21 protein-coding genes are annotated in these 22,085 nt (G+C 55.1%); 8 read left to right on the top strand and 13 right to left on the bottom strand.

Features of this window, described 5'->3' with window-relative positions:
- Positions 1 to 287: 287 nt before the first annotated feature.
- Positions 288 to 1,982 carry a D-lactate dehydrogenase gene (dld, locus tag VI01_RS05845; protein ID WP_045814342.1) on the top strand — a complete coding sequence of 565 codons (1,695 nt, stop codon included), beginning with the start codon at positions 288 to 290 and terminating at the stop codon, positions 1,980 to 1,982.
- A gap of 68 nt (positions 1,983 to 2,050) precedes the next feature.
- Here dld and pqqF read toward each other — a convergent pair whose 3' ends face one another.
- From pqqF to VI01_RS05880, 8 genes are all read right to left on the bottom strand, one after another.
- Positions 2,051 to 4,369 carry a pyrroloquinoline quinone biosynthesis protein PqqF gene (gene pqqF / locus VI01_RS05850; RefSeq protein WP_045814343.1) on the bottom strand — a complete coding sequence of 773 codons (2,319 nt, stop codon included), beginning with the start codon at positions 4,367 to 4,369 and terminating at the stop codon, positions 2,051 to 2,053.
- On the bottom strand, positions 4,369 to 5,508 hold the full coding sequence (gene pqqE, locus VI01_RS05855; RefSeq protein ID WP_045814344.1) for a pyrroloquinoline quinone biosynthesis protein PqqE: 1,140 nt from the start codon (positions 5,506 to 5,508) through the stop codon (positions 4,369 to 4,371). Before pqqE ends, pqqF begins: the two co-directional genes overlap by 1 nt.
- On the bottom strand, positions 5,495 to 5,773 hold the full coding sequence (gene pqqD, locus VI01_RS05860) for a pyrroloquinoline quinone biosynthesis peptide chaperone PqqD (protein WP_038650139.1): 279 nt from the start codon (positions 5,771 to 5,773) through the stop codon (positions 5,495 to 5,497). Before pqqD ends, pqqE begins: the two co-directional genes overlap by 14 nt.
- Positions 5,774 to 5,777: 4 nt before the next feature.
- Entirely contained in the window at positions 5,778 to 6,533 is a 756-nt protein-coding gene (pqqC, locus tag VI01_RS05865) for a pyrroloquinoline-quinone synthase PqqC (protein ID WP_038647148.1), read from the bottom strand.
- A complete protein-coding gene (gene pqqB / locus VI01_RS05870) occupies positions 6,530 to 7,456 on the bottom strand; it encodes a pyrroloquinoline quinone biosynthesis protein PqqB (RefSeq protein ID WP_045814345.1) in 927 nt (308 codons plus the stop codon). Before pqqB ends, pqqC begins: the two co-directional genes overlap by 4 nt.
- Positions 7,457 to 7,511: 55 nt before the next feature.
- On the bottom strand, positions 7,512 to 7,583 hold the full coding sequence (pqqA, locus tag VI01_RS24685; RefSeq protein ID WP_010617686.1) for a pyrroloquinoline quinone precursor peptide PqqA: 72 nt from the start codon (positions 7,581 to 7,583) through the stop codon (positions 7,512 to 7,514).
- 150 nt (positions 7,584 to 7,733) lie between these two features.
- Complete coding sequence (locus tag VI01_RS05875) at positions 7,734 to 8,759, bottom strand: dipeptidase (RefSeq protein WP_045814346.1); 1,026 nt, start codon at positions 8,757 to 8,759, stop codon at positions 7,734 to 7,736.
- Positions 8,760 to 8,838: 79 nt separating this feature from the next.
- Complete coding sequence (locus VI01_RS05880; RefSeq protein ID WP_045814347.1) at positions 8,839 to 9,771, bottom strand: ABC transporter substrate-binding protein; 933 nt, start codon at positions 9,769 to 9,771, stop codon at positions 8,839 to 8,841.
- A gap of 302 nt (positions 9,772 to 10,073) precedes the next feature.
- On the opposite strand from VI01_RS05880, the gene leuA reads away from it, so the two are divergent.
- A complete protein-coding gene (leuA, locus tag VI01_RS05885; protein WP_045814348.1) occupies positions 10,074 to 11,759 on the top strand; it encodes a 2-isopropylmalate synthase in 1,686 nt (561 codons plus the stop codon).
- Here leuA and VI01_RS05890 read toward each other — a convergent pair.
- Complete coding sequence (locus VI01_RS05890; protein WP_038647157.1) at positions 11,710 to 12,492, bottom strand: helix-turn-helix transcriptional regulator; 783 nt, start codon at positions 12,490 to 12,492, stop codon at positions 11,710 to 11,712. The genes leuA and VI01_RS05890 overlap by 50 nt on opposite strands.
- Positions 12,493 to 13,356, bottom strand: coding sequence for an NAD(P)-dependent oxidoreductase (locus tag VI01_RS05895; RefSeq protein WP_038647159.1), 864 nt, complete (start codon positions 13,354 to 13,356; stop codon positions 12,493 to 12,495).
- A 301-nt stretch (positions 13,357 to 13,657) separates the two neighbouring features.
- Between VI01_RS05895 and VI01_RS05900 the strand changes: the two genes are divergently transcribed.
- From VI01_RS05900 to pqqU, 4 genes are all read left to right on the top strand, one after another.
- On the top strand, positions 13,658 to 14,275 hold the full coding sequence (locus tag VI01_RS05900; protein WP_045814349.1) for a TetR/AcrR family transcriptional regulator: 618 nt from the start codon (positions 13,658 to 13,660) through the stop codon (positions 14,273 to 14,275).
- A 90-nt stretch (positions 14,276 to 14,365) separates the two neighbouring features.
- A complete protein-coding gene (locus tag VI01_RS05905) occupies positions 14,366 to 14,605 on the top strand; it encodes a biofilm development regulator YmgB/AriR family protein (protein WP_045814350.1) in 240 nt (79 codons plus the stop codon).
- Between the two features lie 291 nt (positions 14,606 to 14,896).
- On the top strand, positions 14,897 to 15,103 hold the full coding sequence (locus tag VI01_RS24690) for a DUF3606 domain-containing protein (RefSeq protein ID WP_075564076.1): 207 nt from the start codon (positions 14,897 to 14,899) through the stop codon (positions 15,101 to 15,103).
- Between the two features lie 336 nt (positions 15,104 to 15,439).
- Complete coding sequence (gene pqqU, locus VI01_RS05910; RefSeq protein WP_197079567.1) at positions 15,440 to 17,563, top strand: TonB-dependent receptor PqqU; 2,124 nt, start codon at positions 15,440 to 15,442, stop codon at positions 17,561 to 17,563.
- Positions 17,564 to 17,675: 112 nt separating this feature from the next.
- Here the strand turns inward: pqqU and VI01_RS05915 are convergent, their stop codons facing one another.
- The 3 genes from VI01_RS05915 to VI01_RS05925 form a co-directional block, all read right to left on the bottom strand.
- A complete protein-coding gene (locus tag VI01_RS05915; RefSeq protein ID WP_045814351.1) occupies positions 17,676 to 18,230 on the bottom strand; it encodes an isochorismatase family protein in 555 nt (184 codons plus the stop codon).
- A 17-nt stretch (positions 18,231 to 18,247) separates the two neighbouring features.
- Positions 18,248 to 18,673, bottom strand: a complete 426-nt coding sequence (locus VI01_RS05920) for a MarR family winged helix-turn-helix transcriptional regulator (RefSeq protein WP_045814352.1) — start codon at positions 18,671 to 18,673, stop codon at positions 18,248 to 18,250.
- Positions 18,674 to 18,761: 88 nt separating this feature from the next.
- Positions 18,762 to 19,307: a helix-turn-helix domain-containing protein gene (locus VI01_RS05925; protein ID WP_038647169.1), complete on the bottom strand. Its 546-nt coding sequence runs from the start codon at positions 19,305 to 19,307 to the stop codon at positions 18,762 to 18,764.
- Between the two features lie 97 nt (positions 19,308 to 19,404).
- On the opposite strand from VI01_RS05925, the gene VI01_RS05930 reads away from it, so the two are divergent.
- Together VI01_RS05930 and VI01_RS05935 are read left to right on the top strand one after the other, a co-directional pair.
- Positions 19,405 to 20,583 carry a benzoate/H(+) symporter BenE family transporter gene (locus VI01_RS05930; protein WP_081946733.1) on the top strand — a complete coding sequence of 393 codons (1,179 nt, stop codon included), beginning with the start codon at positions 19,405 to 19,407 and terminating at the stop codon, positions 20,581 to 20,583.
- 152 nt (positions 20,584 to 20,735) lie between these two features.
- Entirely contained in the window at positions 20,736 to 22,085 is a 1,350-nt protein-coding gene (locus VI01_RS05935) for an SrfA family protein (RefSeq protein WP_045814353.1), read from the top strand.

Raw genomic sequence — 22,085 nt, forward strand, 5'->3', positions numbered from 1 at the left:
ACATTGCGAATTTTGGCCGTTATTTAATAAAACCAATAAAATCATTTGGTTATATTTATTTAATCGTAGAATACGCACCGAACCTGCCATCGCCTTTTCATCAGAATTTCTTTCGATCTGAATTGTGATTGCCCACGCATTTTTATCAGTTCGCCGACTTTTCTCCATGAAGGATAAAGGGATAATGATTCAATGCGTTATTTGTTGATCAGTACCGATGAATGATTGACGTCACGTTTATCTGGCTGTCCAATATCGCAGCAAATAAATGACGAAGAAGAGAAAACATGACCAACTCGCAGGAGATGTTGCGTCAGCTCGCTGGCATAGTGGGCGGCAAACAGGTATTGACCCATGCCGATGATAAAGCCTGGTACACCAAGGGATTTCGTGTCGGTCGCGGTGAGGCACTGGCAGTGATATTGCCGCAAAACTTGCTGCAACTGTGGCAAAGCCTAAAGGTATGCGTGGCACAGGACATCATTATTTTGATGCAAGCCTCGAATACCGGCGTGACCGGCGGGTCAACCCCGGATGGCAATGATTATGACCGCGACGTGGTGATCATCAGCACCCGCCAGCTCAAGGGCGTACAGGTCATCGATCAAGCGCGACAGGTCATCGCCTTCCCCGGTACCACCCTGACCGAACTGGAGCACACGCTGCAACCGTTGGGACGCGAACCGCACTCGGTGATTGGTTCCAGCTGCATTGGTGCTTCTGTCGTAGGAGGCATCTGTAACAACTCGGGCGGTTCACTGATTCGCCGGGGCCCCGCCTTTACTGAAAAATCACTGTTTGCCCGTATCCATGATGATGGGCGCTTAGAGATGGTCAATCACCTTGGTATCGATTTGGGTGATACGCCGGAGGCGATGCTGAAGAGTCTGACTGAGCAACAGTATCAGACCGGCGACCAGGCCGATTGGGACGGCAAAATCTGGGCTGATGATTACGCCGACCGTCTGCGGGATATCCGCGCTGATTCCCCTGCGCGCTTCAACGGCGACCTACGTTATCTGCACGACAGCTCTGGCAGTGCAGGAAAAGTGGTGGTGTTTGCTGTGCGGCTGCCCACCTTTGAAGCGAGCGCGGGGAGCGACACCTTTTATGTCGGCACCCATGATGAGAGTGTTTTGGTGGCGTTACGCCGTTTTCTCCTCACCGAAATGAGCGAACTGCCGCTGCAGGCAGAGTACATTCATCGTAACGCGTTCGATTTAACCGTGCGATACGCCAAACATATGTATCTGGCGATCCGTAAATTCGGTCCACAGGCCATTCCTAAAATGATGGGCAATAAAGCGAAATGGGATGTCCGTGTCAGTCATCTGCCTTTCCTGCCACGCAATTTTGTTGATCGGGCGCTGCAGTGCTTTAACCAGCTCACACCCAGCTTTATTGCCCCGCGCATCATGGCTTATCGTGACGAATATCAACATCATCTGATGATCAAAGTCGATGCGCAGCAGACCAACGAATTGCAGACGTTGTTGCAGCAATTTTTTGCCGAACATCCCGGCGGCTTTTTCCATTGCGATGCCCGCGAAGGCGCAGATGCATTTCTGGTGCGTTTTGGCGTAGGCGGGTGCACCATCTCTTATTGTGATGCGCTGGGTTATAACCCGAACGAAAGGCTGGTGGCCTTCGACGTGGCGTTGCGCCGCAATGACGATGCCTGGCGCTTAACCTTGCCGGATCACTTAGCCGCACAGGTGCAGGTCGATTCCTGCTGCGGGCACTTTTTCTGTTATGTGAATCATCAGGATTATGTGCTGAAGGAAGGGGTGGATGCGAAGGCGTTTAAAGAAGCGGTCAAAGTCTATCTTGAACAGCGTGGTGCGAAGTACCCGGCTGAGCATAATGTAGGACATCTCTATCAGGCATCGTGCGAGCATGTGGCGCACTGGAAGCAACTGGATCCGACCAACAGCTGCAATCCGGGTGTAGGCAAGACCAGTAAGAAGAAGTATTGGGCATAAAGGCAGATCCAAAGAGCGCCTCATTTTTAGCTGAAACGCATCCTGACGCTGGTGCAGGGTATCGCTTTTCAACTTTGATTAATCAGTATTCGCCAGCGGCGGCGTTCGCGTAATAAGCGGTGATAAAGCTGCTGGATAAGGGGCAGCGTCAGGGATGCAATCGCATCAGGCGTAAGATTCGGCAATGCCTGCTGTTGTCGTAACCCCTGCAGTGCGGCTTCCGCGTTATCGCGGATATCGCACTGCTCGCGCAGTGTGGCTTGCCAGGCCGCGAAAGTTGGCGGCGCGATAGCGTCCAGATCAGCCACGGTCTCACGTAAAAAGCGTTTGCAGTGTCCAAGCAGCGTTTGCCAGGGAACCTGCGGCGACTGAAGTGCCAACAGCAGCCCATCGACATCCGCCACGCGCTGGTAGCGCGCCGACACCACATAGCCTATTTGCTGATCGACCCGCAGTCGCTGGAAAAAGCGCGGTTCCAGAAACAATGAGAGCGCGCGCAGTGCCGCTAAATTCCGTTCATCAGCAATCGGCAGCGGAATAAACAGCAGCAGCGCCTGATCGCCTCCGGTACAAGGGATCGGCTTAATACCTCTTTGCAAACGCGGCGGCTGTGCACTGCTTACCAAATCGGGCGCGAAGTTGCTCAGCAGATGGGACACACGCTGATGTAATAGCCTGTGTTTGCCACACCACGCCGCCAGCCATGGGGTATCACTGGTGGGAGCAATCAATTGAACAGGCAAGGCTGAGAGCAGCTGTCGAATCACGATCGTTTGCGCAGGCGCCAGCGGTTTTGCATCGGGAGCCAGATTCAATGCCTCAAGTGCATGATGCACGGCCAGCAAAGCTGGTGACTCACAGACAGGCAGATTCAGCACCAACTGCCAGATTCCCTGCTTCTGCTGCCAACTGCCACTTCCTCCGGCATGACGCAACGCCGCCAGCACTGGACGCAGCCGTGTTTGCCGCGCCTGCGCATCCTCGTCACTCAGCGTGTGATAAAAAGCCGGCCGCAACAGCAAGGTCTCAACCTGTTGTCGTGGCGCGATACGCGGCAGAGGCATCGCTATCGGCGACAACGTGGGCAATACGGCCTGGTGCGCAGCGGGATAGAAAGAAAATGCTGGCGTTGAGAATGTACTCAGGCTGCGCGGCAGCCCTTTTTTGCGCCGCAGCGTGAAACCTTGCGTCTGGACGCTTTCTGGCGAGTCCAGTTGCTGCTGAGTGAGCAAGCGTGAGCAAGGCTTCTGCGCCAGCGCAGCGATAAAAGCGCTGAAACCCTGCGGCACGGAATCGGCAGGCGCAAAGCCTAGCGCCCGGCCACGCAATTGCTCCAGTGGCGATAGACAGGCAAAATCGTGCCGCGCCAGCTGGGAATAATGCTGGAGATGCTCAGGGCTGCAAAGTTTGATGGCGGCTAAATGCTGCCAGAAGCAGTGCTCAATGCGTTGCGCCTGCTCCGCGCTGATTTTAGGCCCAGTGAAGCGCAGCGCTAACCATCCGTGCTGCTTATCCTGCCACAGCCATTGTCCCTGCAGCGTATCGCACAATTCAGCCTCTCTGAGTGCGGCCAACAGGCTGCCCGGCGCTTCATCTTGCCAGAACACACTGAGCAAGGTGACATTGTCACGTAAAACAGGTTCCTCACCCGATAACATCAGCGTCAGCCAGAAACTCTCATTATCTGATAGCTGCAACATCACGTCGCCCGAAGGCAACGTGGGTGCGGCATATGAAGGGGTGTTTTTTTCTGAATTGACCGCCGAAAAGTGTTGCGCAAGATGCGCCAACTCATCCAGCGATTGCGGGCCCTGTAGCCATAGTTCCAGCGTATTTGTGTGATAATAACGCTGATGGAAGTCGCGCAACGCGGTCTGCAACAAAGTGACATTGTCACCAAACGACTGTTGATTACCGATGCGAAAACGCTGAAAAGCCCCACCCAGCGTATCCACCAGCGCGGCTTCGCTGAGCGTTTCAGCATGATGTTGCAGAAGTTGACACTCTGCATCGATCACCGCGACTTCCTGCCGAATCGCCTGCTGGCCGAGCAGCGGTGCGGCGATCATATCGCTTAACCGCTGCACACCTTCAGCTAAATCCGCTGCTGGCAGCTGGAAGAAAAAGGCGCTGTGACTGAGTTGCGTGGTGGCGTTGACCTGCCCACCCCGCTGTTGCACCCACGGCATCAGGCGCTCGCTATCTTTAAAACGCTCGCTGCCGCAAAACAACAGGTGCTCCAGCAAGTGCGCCAGACCCGGCCAGCGATCGGGTTCATCCAAACTGCCCGCCTGCACGCGGATCAGTGCGGCGGCATCACGCGCACCAGCCTGATGATGCAGGTGGCAACGCAAGCCATTGGCTAACACCAGCTGGCGCGAGGTCATCAGGTCACTCGCTGCTTGAAAATCAGCTCAGAGTTGGAGCGATTGCGGAACTGAAGCTGGGCGATTTTGATATCGCTGCAGGTGGCTTCGCGGCGCGCTTCCAGGATCTTACCGTGATGCGGTGACTTACTGCACACCGGATCGGTATTATCCGCATTGCCGGTCAGCATGTATGCCTGGCAACGGCAACCACCGAAGTCTTTTTCTTTCTCATCACACGAACGGCACGGTTCCGGCATCCAGTCGTAACCACGATAGCGGTTAAAACCAAAGGAGTTATACCAGATGTCTTCCAGGCTATGCTCCAGTACCGACGGGAACTCCACCGGCAACTGACGCGCGCTGTGGCATGGCAGTGCCGTGCCTTCTGGCGTGACACTCAGGAAGATCGAGCCCCAGCCGCCCATACAGGGTTTGGGCCGTTCTTCGTAATAATCCGGCGTGACGAACAGCAGATTAGTGAGGTTACCGGATTCGCTCATACGTTCGCGGTATTCGGCCACCACCGCTTCTGCATGGGCAATCTGTTCCCGCGTGGGTAACAAACCCTGCCGGTTAAGATGCGCCCAGCCGTAAAACTGACAGGTTGCCAGCTCAACGTCGTCCGCTTCAAGTTCGATGCACAGGTCGATGATCTTATCGATCTGGTCGATATTGTGTCGATGCAGCACGAAGTTCAGCACCATCGGATAGCCGTGCGCTTTCACCGCTTTCGCCATCTCCAGCTTCTGCTGGAAAGCTTTTTTCGAACCGGCCAGCGCGGCGTTGAGGGTTTCATCACTCGCCTGGAAGCTGATCTGAATATGATCCAGACCCGCATCGGCGAAGGCGTCGAGTTTTTTCGCCGTCAGACCGATACCGGAAGTAATCAGGTTAGTGTAGAAACCGAGATCGCGTGCCGCTTTGATCAACTCGGGCAGATCTTTCCGCGTCAGCGGTTCGCCGCCCGAAAAGCCCATCTGCACACTGCCCATGGCGCGCGCCTGACGGAACACGTCGATCCACTGCTCAGTCGTCAACTCTTTCTCCTGTTGCGAGAAGTCGAGCGGATTCGAGCAGTACGGGCACTGCAGCGGGCAGCGATAAGTCAGCTCAGCCAGTAGCCACAGCGGCGGCGTGGCAGTTTTATTCAGGTTCACGACACTGGATCCATTTCTGTTCTACGGCGGATTGCAGGAATTCCTTCACGTCATCATCCACGCCGCCCGCTTCCGGGAAACGGCTGTTGAGAATGGCGATGATGGCGGCCACATCCTGTTTGCCGGTGACCAGTTCAAGGATCGCCGTTGCGGTTTCATTCAGCTTGGCCATGCCTTCGGGATACAGCACCACATGGCTATCCTGCGCCGGTTCCCACTGCATGCGATAGCCACGACGGAAAGCCGGAATCAGATTATCTTTCATCATGTTATACCAGTCTTGTGCTGTGCCAGGACACCTGATCGGTGACCGTGTGATAAGGCGGGCGTTGCAAAGAATACGCCATGGTCATGGCATCCAGCAGCGTCCAGAGAATATCGAGTTTGAACTGCAGAATCTCCAGCATGCGGTTCTGCTGCTCAGCAGTGGTGAACACTTCCAGCGCCAGCGCCAGCCCGTGCTCCACATCGCGGTTTGCCTGGCTCAGGCGGCTGCGGAAATAGAAGTAACCCTCTTCTTTGATCCACGGATAGTGCTGCGGCCAACTGTCGAGGCGCGACTGGTGGATTTGCGGTGCAAACAGCTCGGTTAATGAGCTACAGGCCGCTTCCTGCCAGTTGGCGCGACGGGCGAAGTTAACGTAGGCATCCACAGCAAAACGCACGCCCGGCAGCACCAGTTTTTCTGACAGCAGGACTTCACGATCCAATCCCACTGCTTCACCGAGTTGCAGCCAGGCTTCAATACCGCCTTCCTGACCGTTGCTGCCGTCATGGTCGAGGATGCGCTGCACCCACTTACGACGGGTTGCAGGATCCGGGCAGTTCGCCATAATCGCCGCGTCTTTCAGGGGAATATTGGTCTGATAATAGAAGCGGTTCGCGACCCAGCCCTGAATCTGTTCACGGGTCGCTTCACCATTATGCATCGCGATATGGTAGGGATGATGAATGTGGTAAAACGCGCCTTTGGCACGCAGCGCCTGCTCAAACTCTTGCGGCGATAAGGCTTCGGTAATGATCACGATGCGCTCTCCTGCAGATGAATCGCCATCCCGTCCCAGCTCACTTCAATGCCCTGCTGCGTCAGATACTGACGCTGCGGCGACTGCTCGTTGAGGATCGGATTGGTGTTATTAATGTGAATCAGAATTTTGCGTTGTGCGGGCAATGACGCCAGCAGCGCCATCAGGCCGTGCTCCTCTGCCAGCGCGAGATGGCCCATCGCTTTGCCGGTGTTTTTACCGACGCCGGTGGCAAGCAGCTCATCGTCCTGCCAGACGGTGCCGTCAATTAACAGGCAATCGGCTTTTTCCAGCCACGGCATGATCACCGCATCGGGCTCGCCCAGACCTGGCGCATACAGCAGTGTCTGGCCATTGGCGGTATTTTCGATAAACAGCGCGACGTTATGCCCCGGCAGTGGACAATCGCGATACGGCGAATACGGTGGCGCATTGCTGAGAATCGGGATAGCGGTGAACTGCAGGTCGCGACACACATCAACGCGAAACGGTTCAAGGGGCGTAAGACCATGGTGCTGCAAACCGCCGTTCCAGTGCTGCAACATGGTGAAAATCGGGAAGCCGCTGGTGAGATCGGCATGTACCTCGGGCGTACACCACACCTGATGCGGGCAGCCTTCGCGCAGACTGAGTAAACCGGTGGTGTGATCGATCTGACTGTCGGTAAGAATGATGCTGCCAATCGCGGTGCCGCGCAGAACCCCTTTTTTATTCAGTTCGGGTGTGTGGGCGATCTGTTGGCTGATATCTGGCGATGCGTTACACAGCACCCAATCTTCGCCGTTGTCACTGACAATGATCGAGGATTGCGTCCGCGCCTGAGCCTGGATCGTACCGTTGCGCAGGCCGCTGCAATTGGCGCAGTTACAGTTCCACTGCGGAAAGCCGCCGCCTGCCGCTGAACCGAGCACTTTAATAAACATGAGAGATAACCAGAATGAAAAATAAAATGCCCGCACGAGTGGCGGGCAGAAAGTCTTAGCGGTTGGAGATGTACAGAGTCACTTCCAGGCCCAGACGCAGGTCAACAAATTCAGGTTTTTTCCACATAACTTTCTTCCTCAAAACAAATAACGCAGAGCAGGCTCTGCTGGAAATGCTTGCACCAGGAAACGAATTTTCTGGCAACAAGGCACGACGCGGGCTGATGTTGCGCCAATGTAACGGTCAGATCAACCCCGATTCGGTAAGGGAATTGTGCTAATCCTGCCAAATCTGTTGCAGGACTCGCTGCCAGTTACCCCAGGCAAACTGCTCAATCATGGTTTGATCATAGCTGAGCGAAGTGAGCAACGCATACAGACGCGGCAGCCCAGACACATCTTTCAATTCATCTGGCACACTGATGCCGTCAAAATCCGAACCAAATGCTACGTTTTCTGGCCCCATTATTTCAACTAAATGATCCAGATGTTTAACAATTTCGATCAATGGCGTATCACTATCGCGTTTGCCATCCGGCCGTAAGAAAGCGTTACCAAAATTAATCCCTACCACTCCGCCGCTGTCGCGAATGGCACGCAGTTGCTCGTCGGTAAGATTGCGCGGCTGCGCGCAACGCGCGTGTGCATTAGAATGGCTGGCCACCAGCGGCGCGTTTGAGAGCCGCGCGGTATCCCAAAATGCTTTCTCATTCATATGCGACACGTCAATCATCATGCGATGGCGATTAGCGGCAGCGATCAACTGCTCACCAGCCGTGGTGAGGCCCGCTCCGGTATCTGGCGAATGCGGGAAAGCGCCGTTTACCCCTTCACCGAAACGGTTAGGTAAATTCCAGAAAGGCCCGATACTGCGCACCCCAGCCTGATAGAAAGCATGCAAATCTTCGCCATCAGCATCGAACCCATCAGCCCCTTCAATATGCGCGACCATCGCTAGCACACCCTCGTGGCGACAGGCTGCAATATCCGCCGTCGTCAGGCATAAACGGGCGCGCCCGGCGGATTGTGCCGCCAGCGTTTTGAGGATATCGAGTTGTTGCCAGAGAATATCGAGCGGCTGCCACTGCTCGTTTGCACGTTGCGGCGCGACCTCATTGATGTAGCGCTGCGGCGGAACAAAGAGCGCAAAGAGTCCACCGGCAAAACCGCCTTGCTGCATACGCGGAAAATCCAGATGCCCATTCTCAATACCGGCAAAAAAAGCATTAGCGGGATCATCAGGATGATGCAGCCACAGGTTAAGCAGCAGGTCGTTATGACCATCGAAGGTTTTAAATAACATAGGGGGTCACACAGCGAGACAACATGGACGCTATGCTACTCGCCCCCTGCTGATTCGCCAAACACAGGGGCACAAAGCGTTAGTTCTGTGCAACCTTTAAGCCATGATAAAAGGTAGGTTTGACGTCGAGGCGCTGCTTAATCAGCCCATATTTTTGATAAAAGTCGGCGGTGTCCTGCTGCTGCGCAATCGTGGCATCATCGATAGCTTGCCAATGCGACTTGCGCCGCGCAAAGGACTTCGCCGCGGCTTCTTTTGGGAAGCCGATAATTTTCGCCAGCGTGGTGGAGTAAGCATCAACATGGCTGTTCGCCCAGCGATCCGCCGCCGCAAGGCGATTAACGTAATCCTGCAGCGCCGCGCGTTTGGCCTCATCATTAAGGGCTGCATCGGTTGCCGCCAGGAAACTGTTACCGCTGGAAAGGCCCACACCGTTGATCAACACGCGGCCCGTGTGTGTCACTTCCGCCAGTGCGGTGTAAGGATCCCAGGTTGACCAGGCATCCACCGATCCGTTGGCCAATGCAATGCGCGCATCGGCGGGCGTCAGGAAACGAAAGTTGACGTCCTTATCCGTCAAACCGGCCTTTTCCAGTGCTTTCAGCGCTTCAAAATGGCCGATAGAGCCGCGCCCGGTGGCAATATTTTTTCCTTTGAGATCAGCCACAGTTTTAATTTTTGAATCCGGGCTCACCAATACCGCTAAGCCTTCAGGCACCGATATACTTACCGCCACCGCTTTCACCTGCGAACCCGCCGCCAGCGAGAACAGCAGCGGCGCGTCACCGATAATACCCGCATCGACGGCGCCCGCATTCAGTGCCTCCGCCAGCGGTGCCGCTGCCGGGAACTCCGCCCATTCGATTTTATAATGGAGATTATTGAGCTGCTGCGCTGCTTCCATCTCGGCGTGCATATTACCCTTCTGGTCGGCAATGCGCAGTGTGACGGTTTCCGCCGCAGCGGTTCCACTGGCAAGCATCACAAACAGGGCTAAAGCTGTTCTTTTCATTCTATTTTCTCTTCTGGCGCAAAACCCCAGACTACCCTGTTGTGCTAAAAGCCCAGATGCCGATTTCATCTGAGGAATATCATCCTGCGCATAAGCAGCACAACGCTTTTGGCCGTCGATTCTCATCACCCTCCACATTTGTTGTGAACGGTTGGGACAGAGAGGGTTCACAGAATGTGGGGCCAGGTTGTTGCGGCAACTTCACAACGATATGTCAGTTATGCAACGCGAGTTGTCAGTTATGCGTGAGCAGCGTGCGGCGATGTGGTCCAGACTGAGTACAGACCCATAAGGAGAACCTCATGCTCAACCACGCTGCAGAAAAATACCGCCCCTTCCCGGTGATCAATTTGCCCGACCGCCAGTGGCCATCGCGCCAGCTCACCCAGGCACCGCGCTGGCTTTCCACCGATCTGCGCGACGGTAACCAGGCGCTGGCGACGCCAATGGATAGCGCACGCAAGCTGGAATTCTGGCAGCTGCTACTGCGTTGCGGCTTCAAAGAGATTGAGGTGGCGTTTCCTGCTGCCTCGCAAACTGATTTCGACTTTGTACGGCTGCTGATTGAACAGCATCATATTCCGCAAGGCGTGGCGATTCAGGTGCTGACACAAGCACGCAGCGATTTAATCGATCGTACCTTTGAAGCGCTGCGCGGCGCGCCGCAGGCGATTATTCACCTGTACAACGCCACTGCGCCGTTGTTCCGCGAGCGCGTATTCCGCCAGAGCAAGGCGGAGATCATTGAGCTGGCCTGCGCCGGTGCCCGGCAAATCCGCGCCCAATGTGAAGTACAAAGTGATACGGGCTGGACCTTCCAGTATTCGCCAGAAACGTTCTGCTTTACTGAACCGGAATTTGCACTGGAGATCTGTGAAGCGGTAGCGGCGATCTGGCAACCGGGTCCGGATCGCCCGATGATTATCAACCTACCCGCTACGGTGGAAGTGAATACCCCGAACGTCTATGCGGATCAGATCGAGTATTTCTGCCGTCACTTTAGCCAGCGTTCACAGGTAGCGATTTGTGTGCATCCGCATAACGATCGCGGCACTGGCGTGGCCTGTGCCGAGCTGGCGATGCTGGCCGGTGCCGATCGCGTAGAAGGTTGCTTGTTTGGTAATGGTGAGCGTACCGGCAATGTCGATATTGTGACGCTGGCGCTGAATTTATATACCCAGGGCGTGGCCCCGGAACTCGATTTCAGCGATATCCAGCAGGTGCTGGAAGTGGTGACCCGTTGTAACCAATTGCCGGTTCACCCACGCCATCCGTATGCCGGTGAGTTGGTGTTTACCGCATTTTCGGGTTCGCATCAGGACGCGATTCGTAAAGGCTTTGCCGAGCGTAATGCGCGTCAGGAAACCATCTGGCAAATGCCGTATTTGCCGCTCGATCCGGTCGATATCGGTTGCAGTTATGAAGCGGTGATTCGCGTCAACAGTCAGTCGGGTAAAGGCGGAGCTGCCTGGCTGCTGGAGCAAAACCATGGGCTGCAGTTACCGCGTGGGCTGCAGCAAGACTTCAGCCGTATTGTGCAGCAGCAGACGGATGGGCACGGCCAGGAAATGACGCATCACGCATTGTGGCAACTGTTCTGCCAGCATTACGGCTTAACGCAGCCTGCGCGTCGTTTACTGGACGCGGAAAGCCACAGCGATGAGAAAGGTGAAACGCGATTTAAAGCGCGGCTGCAGGATGGCGGACAAACGCTTACGCTGGAGGGCAAAGGCAACGGGCTGCTGTCGGCAGCGGTAGCGGCACTGCGTCAGCGCTATGATCTGGCCATCAGCATTGAGGATTACCACGAGCATACGCTGGGTAAACGCAGCGACAGCCGCTCTGTCACCTACATTAGCTGTACCAATGCACGCGGCGAACGTGCCTGGGGTGTGGGCATCGATAATGATGTGACACGCGCCTCATTGCAGGCGCTACTCAACGCAGCCCACGCTTTTCTGCCGCAGGAAAGTAGTTCGCCGGCGTAACGCCGAGTACGCGTCGGAACATCGCACTGAAGGCGCTCGGGCTGTCATAGCCCAGTTCGAGCGCCACCGTTAACACCGTTTCACCCTGCGCCAGCCGCGCCAACGCCACGCTGAGGCGTGCGCGACGCACCCAATCGCTGAACTGCAAGCCGGTTTCGCGGTTGAAATGGCGTGCCAGCGTGCGTTCAGCGACACAGAGTTCGCTGGCTGCTCTCGCAAGTGTCCAGCTTTCGCCCGGGCGCTGGTGAATTTGCTGGCACAGTGCGCGCAGCCTTTCACTCTCCGGCCACGGCAGGCCAAACGGCAGCACATCCATTACGCGAATTTCATCGAGAATCAATTCATAAATGCGTTCAGCGCGGCTGCCAGAGGCGTAAGCGTCCGGCAATGCCAGTGCACTGACGATCAGCTCACGCAGCAGCGGGGAAATCTGCACCACCTGACAGCTGGCAGGCAGATCCGCTCGTGCGAGCGGATCGACAAACAGCGTGCGTGCCGCCACGGCTCCGACTATGTGCAGTGCATGCCCGGTGCCCGCCGGTAACCACACGCCACGACTCGGCGGCACAATCCAGCTACCCTGCCGGGTTTCGACTTTCACTACGCCGCTTAAGGTATGGATTAACTGTGCACAATCGTGGTGATGCCACGACTCAGCATCACCGTGCGCATAATCGTGCGCATAAGGCACCAGCGGACGCTGGCTAAAATCGAAGTTGAGGCGCTGGCTCATTTAGCGCTTCAGGTATTGGTAAACCGCCGCCAGGTCTTGCTCGCCGTAACCGGCATCGACCGCCTGCTGCCAGACATCGACGATGTTCTCCAGCGCGGGCAGTTTGCTCTCACCCGCCGCATCCAGTGCCAGTTTGGCATCTTTCAATGCCCATACCAGGTGCATCTGCGGGGTGAAATCACCACTGGCGATCATACCCAGTTTCATTTTGGCGTACGGTGCCGCCAGCGGGCCGCCATCCAGAACTTTCCACAGATCGTCGGTGCTGAATCCAAACTGCTCCGCCAGGCGTGTACTCTCCGCCAGACTTTGCATCAGGCCAATCAGCCAGCTGTTGACCACCAGTTTCATACGCGAGCTGGCACCCGCCTCACCCAGCCACTGTGTGCCTTTACCAATTGCCGCAAACACCTGCTCAGCGGCCTGCGCTTTGCTTTGATCGCCGCTGGCCATCACCAGAATCTGCGCATTTTCGGCAGGCGCTTTGGTACCGGAAACCGGGGCATCGATAAAGAGCACATCCGGACGTGCGTGTTGCAGATCGGCGATCAGCGCATCAGTAGCTTCCACGCCAATGGTGCCCATCTGGCAGACGGTCGCGCCCTGCTTCAATGCGCTGCTTGCTTCGGTCAGGGTCTGACGCGTGGTGTCGCCGTCAGACAGCATCGCGATCACCACATCGGCACCCTCTACGGCCTGCGCTGCGCTGTCGCTGAGTTGCAAACCGGCATCCAGCAAGTCTTCACCTTTGGCACGCGTGCGGTTCCAGCCGCGCACCACAAAATCTTTTTTCAGTAAGTTTGCGGCAAACGCGTGCCCCATTGCACCCAAACCTAATACCGCCACGACGGGTTGCTGACTCATCTTGATTCCCTTTTATGCATTCAGACAAAACAGTGAGACTGACAGAAATTTCTGCGCGCAGCCAGGCGAGAGGTGCGCCGAAAGGGATTTTTTAATCTCAACCCCAACAAGATACAGGGTTAATCAGCATGCTTTTTAAACAGCGCTGGGCCCTTCCTGGCAATGAGGATCGGATAACAATTTACCGGGTTAATTTTATCATTGCGGCAAAGGCACCAGCATTCGTATTCATCGCTATTCGATTATTGGAAAAAGTTCGCATATGATAAATGGGAAACTAACACTCTATAAATAATTACCGATGACATCAGAAAACCAAAGCTTAAAAGTCACTCGAGAACGTGGAAGACCCCGCGTCTTCGATATGGACGACGTTTTAGATAAAGCAATGATAGTATTCAGAAAGAAAGGTTATCACGCGTCCTCAATAGTCGACCTGGGCGAAGCCATGAGTTTAACGGCTGGCAGTATATATAAGGCGTTTAGTGATAAGCGCACCCTCTTTTTGCGGGTATTTGAACGCTACATTGCCCTGCGTAATGCCGATTTACGTCAGCGGTTGCAACATTTCCCGGATGGCAGATCGCGGATTGAGGAATTACTGCAATTTTATTTAGACTCAGCGGTTGAGATTGAAGGGCGTAGAGGTTGTTTGGTTGTTGGGAGTACGGTTGAACTGCAAACGCTGGATGAAGAATTGTCAGAGTTAGTCAGGCAGGCCGTGATGCGCAATCAAAACTTTCTCGTTTCGCTTATCATTGAAGGCCAGAAGGACGGTTCTATTTCCTCTCAACTGGATGCTGAAACTGCGGCAGGCTTACTGCTGTGCGTAGCATTCGGCATGCGTGTGGTGGGTAAAGTTCAGGATGTGACTAATGGGAAAAAAACCATTACTATGGTGATGAAGGTTCTGGACTAGTTTATTTGCCATATTAGGAAATAATCATTTCCTAATTAAATTTAATCATAGCGCTCCACTGAACGCCTGTGATCCCTAAGAGGAATTGATATGTGCATCAATGATGCAGCGAAGAGTCACAGAACGGTTATGGAGGAGAATATGACATCACCGATAGATATTTCAGAAGAGGAAGCCCTGGGGCGAATTGTGGGCGAAATTCTAAGCGCGGGAAAAACGCTCAGTCGTAAAACACTGTGTTTTGAATTGCTCAAAAAACTGGATGAGACTGAAGAATCATCAGTTAGAAAGCACTATTCAAATATTTTTAAAAAACTGTTGTCTTGTTAGACTATAAATGAAAATCGCATCCGCTTGATTGCTTTTAATATCTCTATTTTGAGCAATCATCTGTTTTGTGTCGCCGACATCCTGCTTGTATTCGATAAAACCCTGCGCCAAGGCTTGCCGTTACGCTTATTTTTTTCGTTTCTGTATAAGAAACATCCCAATAATGGCTAAAACAAGGTAATAGGGAATAATCTGCTTTCCCCGGCGCAGAAAAAAAACAAAATCACACCCTCATCAGATAAGAATTAATTATGTGTTTAATCCATGATTAAGGCATGAGGATAATAAAAAATGAAAGACCCTATACAGCGCCGCATCCCGTCAAATTTGTCGCGAATAGAATTATCTGAACAGTGGCAAATCACTTACTGGACGCTCAGTCTGCATACGACGCAGGAAAGACTTACCCGGGCAGTGCGAGAAGTAGGATCAGAGACCGAAGCTGTTCGCCGATGGCTCAATGACCATCCTCCTGTCCGACAACCCAAGTCTCTTTAATAAGACCGACTATCGCCATGACACTGACGGGATAGACGCGTAAGGACAAGGTGATCGCAGTTTCGCCAACGTTATGGCTAATGAATCTACCAGGCGGCCGCTCAGTCGTTTATGTTTACCTTGTTCAGCCCATTGCCAGGAAAACAGCCGTGAGCCAACCGCCTATTCGCTCCCAACGTCACAGCAACCTCCCCGCCCGAAGTATGTCAGTCAAATAACAGCATTTATTTAATATAAAGCGTGAAAATGTAATACCATTTATCGACAAAACTATTAACATATGCGCGATTAATGTTCCGCTTGGTTCATTCCACGTCTTTTATACGGTCTTTCATAATGAAAATTGCTTTACTGCGACAGGCACCGTTGCTGATGCTGCCTGCATTATTCCCTTTGCAGCTGATGGCGGCGGATAATGCCAGCAATACCATGGTCGTCAGTGCCGCGCCTGCGGGCACCGGTTTGTCAGAGCTGGATACGCCCGCAGCGGTGAGTGTGGTGTCCGGTGACGATATGCGTCATGCGGCACCACGCGTCAACCTCTCGGAAAATCTCGCCAGCGTGCCGGGCATGCAGATTCAGAACCGTCAAAATTATGCGCAGGATTTACAAATTTCCGTGCGCGGATTTGGCTCGCGATCGACCTTTGGCCTGCGCGGTATCCGCCTGTATGTCGACGGCATTCCCGCCACGATGCCGGATGGTCAGGGACAAACCTCAAATATCGACATTGGTTCGATTGATCACGTTGAAGTACTGCGCGGCCCCTTCTCAGCCCTGTACGGCAACTCGTCGGGTGGTGTGATTAATGTCGAAACCCAAACCGGTCAGCAACCCACCACGCTGGAAGCCAGCACCTGGTACGGTAGCTATGGCAGCTGGCGCAACAGCGTCAAAGCCAGCGGGGCCACCGGCGATGGTACCCAGGCAGGCGATGTGAATTACACCGTGTCGGCTTCGCGCTTTACCACCCATGGCTATCGCGATCACAGCTCGGCACAGAAAAACCTCGGTAACGCTAAACTCGGGGTGCGCATTGATGATGTCAGCACCCTGACACTGCTGTTTAACAGCGTTCACGTGGATGCACAGGATCCCGGCGGTTTGACCGAGGCGCAGTGGAAAGATAACCCGCGTCAGGTTGCCAGCAACGTGACGCTCTACAACGCGCGTAAAACCGTCGACCAAACGCAGGCTGGGCTGCACTATCAGCGCCAGATGAGCGAGAACGACGATCTCAGCGTGATGATGTACGCCGGTGAGCGCGAAACCACACAGTATCAATCGATCCCCATGGCTACCCAGCAGAAAGCGGGCTACCCTGGCGGCGTGATCTCGCTGGCACGCCACTATCAGGGCATTGATACGCGCTGGACGCATCGCGATACGGTGTTCACCCTTCCTGTGACGCTGACTGCCGGTCTCGACTATGAAACCATGACCGAAAAGCGTAAAGGCTATCAGAACTTTACCACCAGCAACGGCGTGACGGACTATGGCGTACAGGGTGATATGCGCCGCAATGAACGCAACCTGATGTGGAACCTCGATCCTTATCTGCAAACAGCGTGGCAGTTCACCGATAAATGGTCACTGGATGCTGGGGTACGTTTGAGTACGGTGAATTTCGACTCCAACGATTATTACGTCACCTCAAGCGATCCCGATGACAGCGGTAATCGCCGTTATCATCGCTGGCTGCCAGCTGCCTCACTGAAATATGCGATTGATAATAGCTGGAATGCCTATGTGTCTGCGGGCCGTGGTTTTGAAACGCCTACGCTAAATGAGTTGTCTTACCGTTCAGCCGATCAGTCTGGTTTAAACCTCAATCTCCAGCCTGCCACCAGCGATACCGTTGAACTCGGGACCAAAAAACGTATTGGTAACGGTTTAATCACCGCAGCCGTGTTCCAGACCGATACCAAAAACGAGATCGTCTCTGACAGCAGCTATGAAGGCCGCACCAGCTACAAAAATGCCGGTGAAACCCGTCGTCGCGGACTGGAGCTGGCTCTGGATCAGGAGTTTGGCTATGACTGGCACCTGAAAGCGGCGTGGACTCTGCTGGATGCGCGCTATCGTTCCAACGCCTGCGGCACGGACAGCTGTGACGGCAACCGTATTCCAGGCATCGCACGTAATATGGCCTATGCCGGATTAGCCTATGCGCCGGATCAAGGCTGGTATGCCGGCGGTGATGTGCGCTACATGAGCGACATTGCAGCGGACGATGAAAATGATGTCAAAGCCCCCTCTTATACCGTATTTGGCCTGAACTCGGGTTATAAGTGGCTGGTACAGAACTGGACACTGGACTTGTTTGGTCGCGTAGATAACCTGTTCGACCGAACTTATGTGGGTTCTGTGATCGTCAATGAGAGCAACGGTCGCTATTACGAACCGGCGCCAGGGCGCAACTACAGCGTTGGCCTGACGGTGAGTTATGCGTTTCAGTAACTGATACCGCGCGCCTGTGAAAAAGCCCTGCAAGCATCTTCAGATCGCAGGGCTTTTTTTATGCCATTGAGACAATACGGGCGCGGTCAATGCAGGCCCATGGCAATGAAGATTACTTCAGCAGAGCCAGCACATCGGCCGTTGAGCCCGTTTCGCCCAGACGCGGGAAGATACGCTCCACGCTGTTTTGGTGGGTATCAGCGTTCAGACAGGTCATTGCATCTGTTGCCAGCGTGACGTTGTAACCCAGCTCGTAAGCCTGACGCGCAGTGGATTCCACGCCAATGCTGGTGGCGATACCGCACACCACCACCTGAGTGATACCACGCTGCTGCAACTGATCGTGCAGATCCGTGTTGTGGAAACCACCCCAGGTCTTTTTCGTCACGGCAATTTCATCGGCTTTCAGCGCCATTTCCGGCACCAGCACAGCCCAGTCGGCTGGCAGTTCGCCACTGTGGCGTGCCTGCTCGTTACGGCCTGGTGCGCCACCGGCGACATTCACTTTCACCACCGGCAGGTTTTTGTCATGAAACGCCTTAACCAGCTGTGCACAACGCTCAACCACATCATCGGCTGACAAAGGCGCAACAGGAAGACGGACAATGCCGTGCTGCAGGTCAATCACAATCAGGGCGGTTTTTGCGTCTAAGGTTGTTAAAGCCATGGGAATTCCTCTCAGGATTATTGTTCGGCGATACGTTGCAGTAAGGGAATAGCGGCCAGTAAAATTTTCTGCTCCGCACTATTGAGCGTGGTTGCCATGCTCTGGAGTAGCCAGTCATCACGCTTTGCACGATTGGCGGCGATCAGCGTCAGGCAGCTTTCCGTCGGCAGATAACGGGTTTTACGGCCATCCAGCGGATCGGCTTCCCCTTTCACTAATCCCTGCGCCTGCAAGCTGGCCACGGTCGCGCCCATCGACTGACTGCGCACGCCTTCTAACCCGGCCAGTTCTGTTACCGTCATCGCGCCATCGCGCACCAGATAACCCAACACAGAAACCTGTGGCCAGGTGAGATCGCCCGGTGGGGCCGATTCGCGCAGACGTCGCGCCAGTTTGCCATTCACGCTGCGTAAGGTCGCAGCCGCGCTATTCAGGTCGCTCATGGCACCTTCTCCTTACTGATGAAGCGCGAGTATATAAATACGAAGGCAAACTGTGTAGTTTACCTTCGTATCAATTTGTAATTGGCACTCAGGGCCGCTTGATATAATGAATCAAACTGTGAAAACGCAGCGGTGTGCTGAGGGGATTACGATAACTGTGTGCGACATCCGCCGCAAACTGGTGCGCTTCGCCGCTTTGCAGACGACGCCAGGTGCCCTCCACGCACAGCAGCAGTTCACCTTCCAGCACCACCACCTGCTCGATGACGCCATTTTCGTGCGCTGATGAATCGCTTTGCGCGCCACCAGCAAGCGTGACTTCCAGCAGATCAAAACGCAACGCCGCATCATACGGCAGCAGCGGCTTGACCTGCATTTGCGCATTGGGTTGGCTAAACGTCGCGGCGCTACCCGGCGGTTGATCGCTGCCCTGGACAAAAAACGAGAAAGGAACATTGAAACCGGTGGCGATTTTCCACAATGTCGCCACCGTCGGGCTGGATTCACCGCGTTCGATTTGGCCCAGCATCGCTTTGCTGACACCGGTGCGATCCGCTGCCAGTGTCAGGCTCCAGCCGTTCGCCTGGCGCAATTGTTTTAACGCCTGACTCAAATGTTGATGCAGATTTTCCATGATATCTCCTGGCAAATTCGCGCGCAGTGTAGCACTTGTGCGTTATAACACACTCGTGCAATAGTGTGCGCTATAACGCACAGCAGGATGCAATCCGATGATGACCGCCACTTCGCGCAATGCTTTCTCCTTCCCTATGCTGGTTTCCGGTTTTATTGCGGTGCTGGTGGGATACAGCAGCACTGCCGCATTGATTTTCCAGGCCGCTCAGGCCGCAGGCGCCTCGCCAGAACAGATCGGCGGCTGGCTGTCGATGCTCGGCATCGGCATGGGGCTCGCCTCTTTTGGTCTTTCGGTGTGGACACGCATGCCGATTCTGGCTGCCTGGTCGACGCCGGGCGCGGCACTGTTAGCCACCAGCGTGCAGGGCCTGACCTTGAATGAAGTGGTGGGCGTGTTTGTGGCGACCAATGCGCTGATCGTACTGAGTGGCGTGACCGGACTCTTTGCCCGCTTGATGAACCACATCCCGCAATCTTTGGCAGCGGCGATGCTGGCGGGGATTTTACTGCGCTTCGGGATCGGCACCTTCACCGGTTTACAAGGTAACTTTGCGCTGTGCGGCAGTATGTGTCTGGTGTGGCTGTTAAGCCGACGCTGGCTGCCGCGCTATGCCATCATTCTGGCCCTGATCGCCGGCGTGCTGGTGGCGGTGGGTCAGCAGGCGATTCACTTCCCACCGCATGCGCTGACGCTGAGCGTGCCGGAATTTATCATGCCGCAGTTTACGCTGGCCTCGCTGATTGGCGTGGGTTTGCCCTATTTCCTCGTCACCATGGCTTCACAAAATGCGCCGGGCATTGCGACCCTTCAGGCACATGGTTACCAACCGCCGGTTTCCGCTCTTACTGGCTGGACCGGCTTTATTGCGCTGGTCTTGTCTCCGTTTGGCGGTTTTTCGGTGTGCATTGCGGCCATTACCGCTGCCATTTGCATGGGAGACGATGTGGATGCCGATCCGAAACGACGCTGGATGGCCTCCGCGATTGCCGGGATTTTCTATCTGCTGACTGGCTTTACCGGCGCGCTGATCGCCATTCTGTTAAGTGCCTTGCCGCAGGTGCTGATCGCCACGCTGGCCGGTCTGGCGCTGCTGGCCACCCTCTCCGGCAGTCTGCAACGCGCCCTCGCCGAACCCGATCACCGTGACAGCGCCATCGTCGCCTTTTTGATCACCGCCAGTGGTATCTCACTGCTGGGTATTGGTTCTGCCTTCTGGGGATTAATTGGCGGGATGATCACCCATTTGGTCCTGAGCCAACGCGCACGCGCTTAAAATTTCAGCAACTCACGCCTACACGCGGGAAAAACACCCTGTTTTTCCCCCTTTATCAGCCGTTTGATTCCCTGCATTTGGCTTAAGATCACCAGCATCGCCAAATACACACACTGTTTTGCTTCAGGCAACCACCGATAAGGGCCCTACGAGTGGCAAAAACTTTTCTGCGCAGCGGCAATCTGGATTCGGTACTGGCACTGGGTGAAAACGGCCAGCCGGTCTGGGCCTCTGCCTTGCAAATCCGTGAAACACTGCGTTTACGTCGCCAGACGGCGCTGGCTAACTGCCTCGCCATTCCCCAAGCCAACGAGCGTGGTGACCGCCTCGACTGGTATGCGCCCTTTAACGGCAAAGTGAAATCCTGGCGCGGCGCCAGCGACCACGAACGACAAAAAGCGCTGGAATTACTGACGCTCAATCAGCAGGATTTACTGGCTGCAAGTTTACGCGCGCGTGACGCGGAGAATCCGGCGATGCGCCTGTTTGGCGCCTTACTGAGCAAGACGCTGCAGTTCCCGGATCAGCAGTACGTTTATCTGGTCGATGGCAAACCCGTCATCACCTTCTGGGGCTTTGTCGATCCGCAGGCGCGCTCACGCGATGACGCACTGGCCTGCCTGCGCGACAGCCTGGAAGAGGATTTACCGCCGTTGCTGCCTGAACCACCGGCCGCTGTTATCGTGGCACCGGTTATCGCGCCTTTGATTGAAGTGCCTGCCGTTGCTGCTGCACCCGTGGTGGAAGAGCCCGTCGAGATCGCCCAGCCTGAACCTCAACCTGAAGCGCCACAGCCGGTGCCTGCACCTGAACCGAAAGTCGAGCAGCCCCCTGTCCGTCGCCCTTCCGCACTGCGTCCACTGATGCTGCTGCTCCCGGTCGCTGCCGTGGCGGCAGCGGGTGTGGCGTTCTGGCTGCACAGCTCACCGCCTGAAGCCGCACCGCAAGCCCAGGTTACCGATGCACCCGCACCCGTTTTCACGCCACCGCCGGTGGTCGCGAAAGCTGAAAAACTGGCCGCGACGCTGCCGCAAAAAACGGCCACCGTCAGCGCCGCGCCGTTGCCTGCCGCGCCACCTGCCCCGCCAGAAGTGATTGCTGAACATACGGAACCGGCTAAGGCTGATGACCTGGTCATGACCACCGAAGATGCGCGTATTGGCTCCGTGAAGTTTATCAACGGTACCTGGCGCGTCATATTACGACAAACTAACCTGCCAACCGGTAAGCCACCGAGCCTGCGTTACCAGCTGCGTAACGGTAAAGGCATCGCCACCATTACGCAGGGCGATAACATCCGCTGTAAAGCCGATGTGACTGCCGCGATGACGGTAGACGGCACCATGGTGGTTCGCAGCCGCTATACTGCGACCTGCAGCGACAAATCGCGCTACCGCATGCCGGAACTGGTGTGTAAAGCCGGTGATGGTATTGCCAGTTGCACTGCGCAGTACGGCGCAGATCAGGTCTTCCCGTTGACGATTAAGCGTGAGAGTAAGTAA

This window comes from Pantoea sp. SM3, assembly GCF_000963995.1.
In the GTDB taxonomy this organism is placed as follows: Bacteria; Pseudomonadota; Gammaproteobacteria; order Enterobacterales; family Enterobacteriaceae; genus Pantoea; species Pantoea rwandensis_B.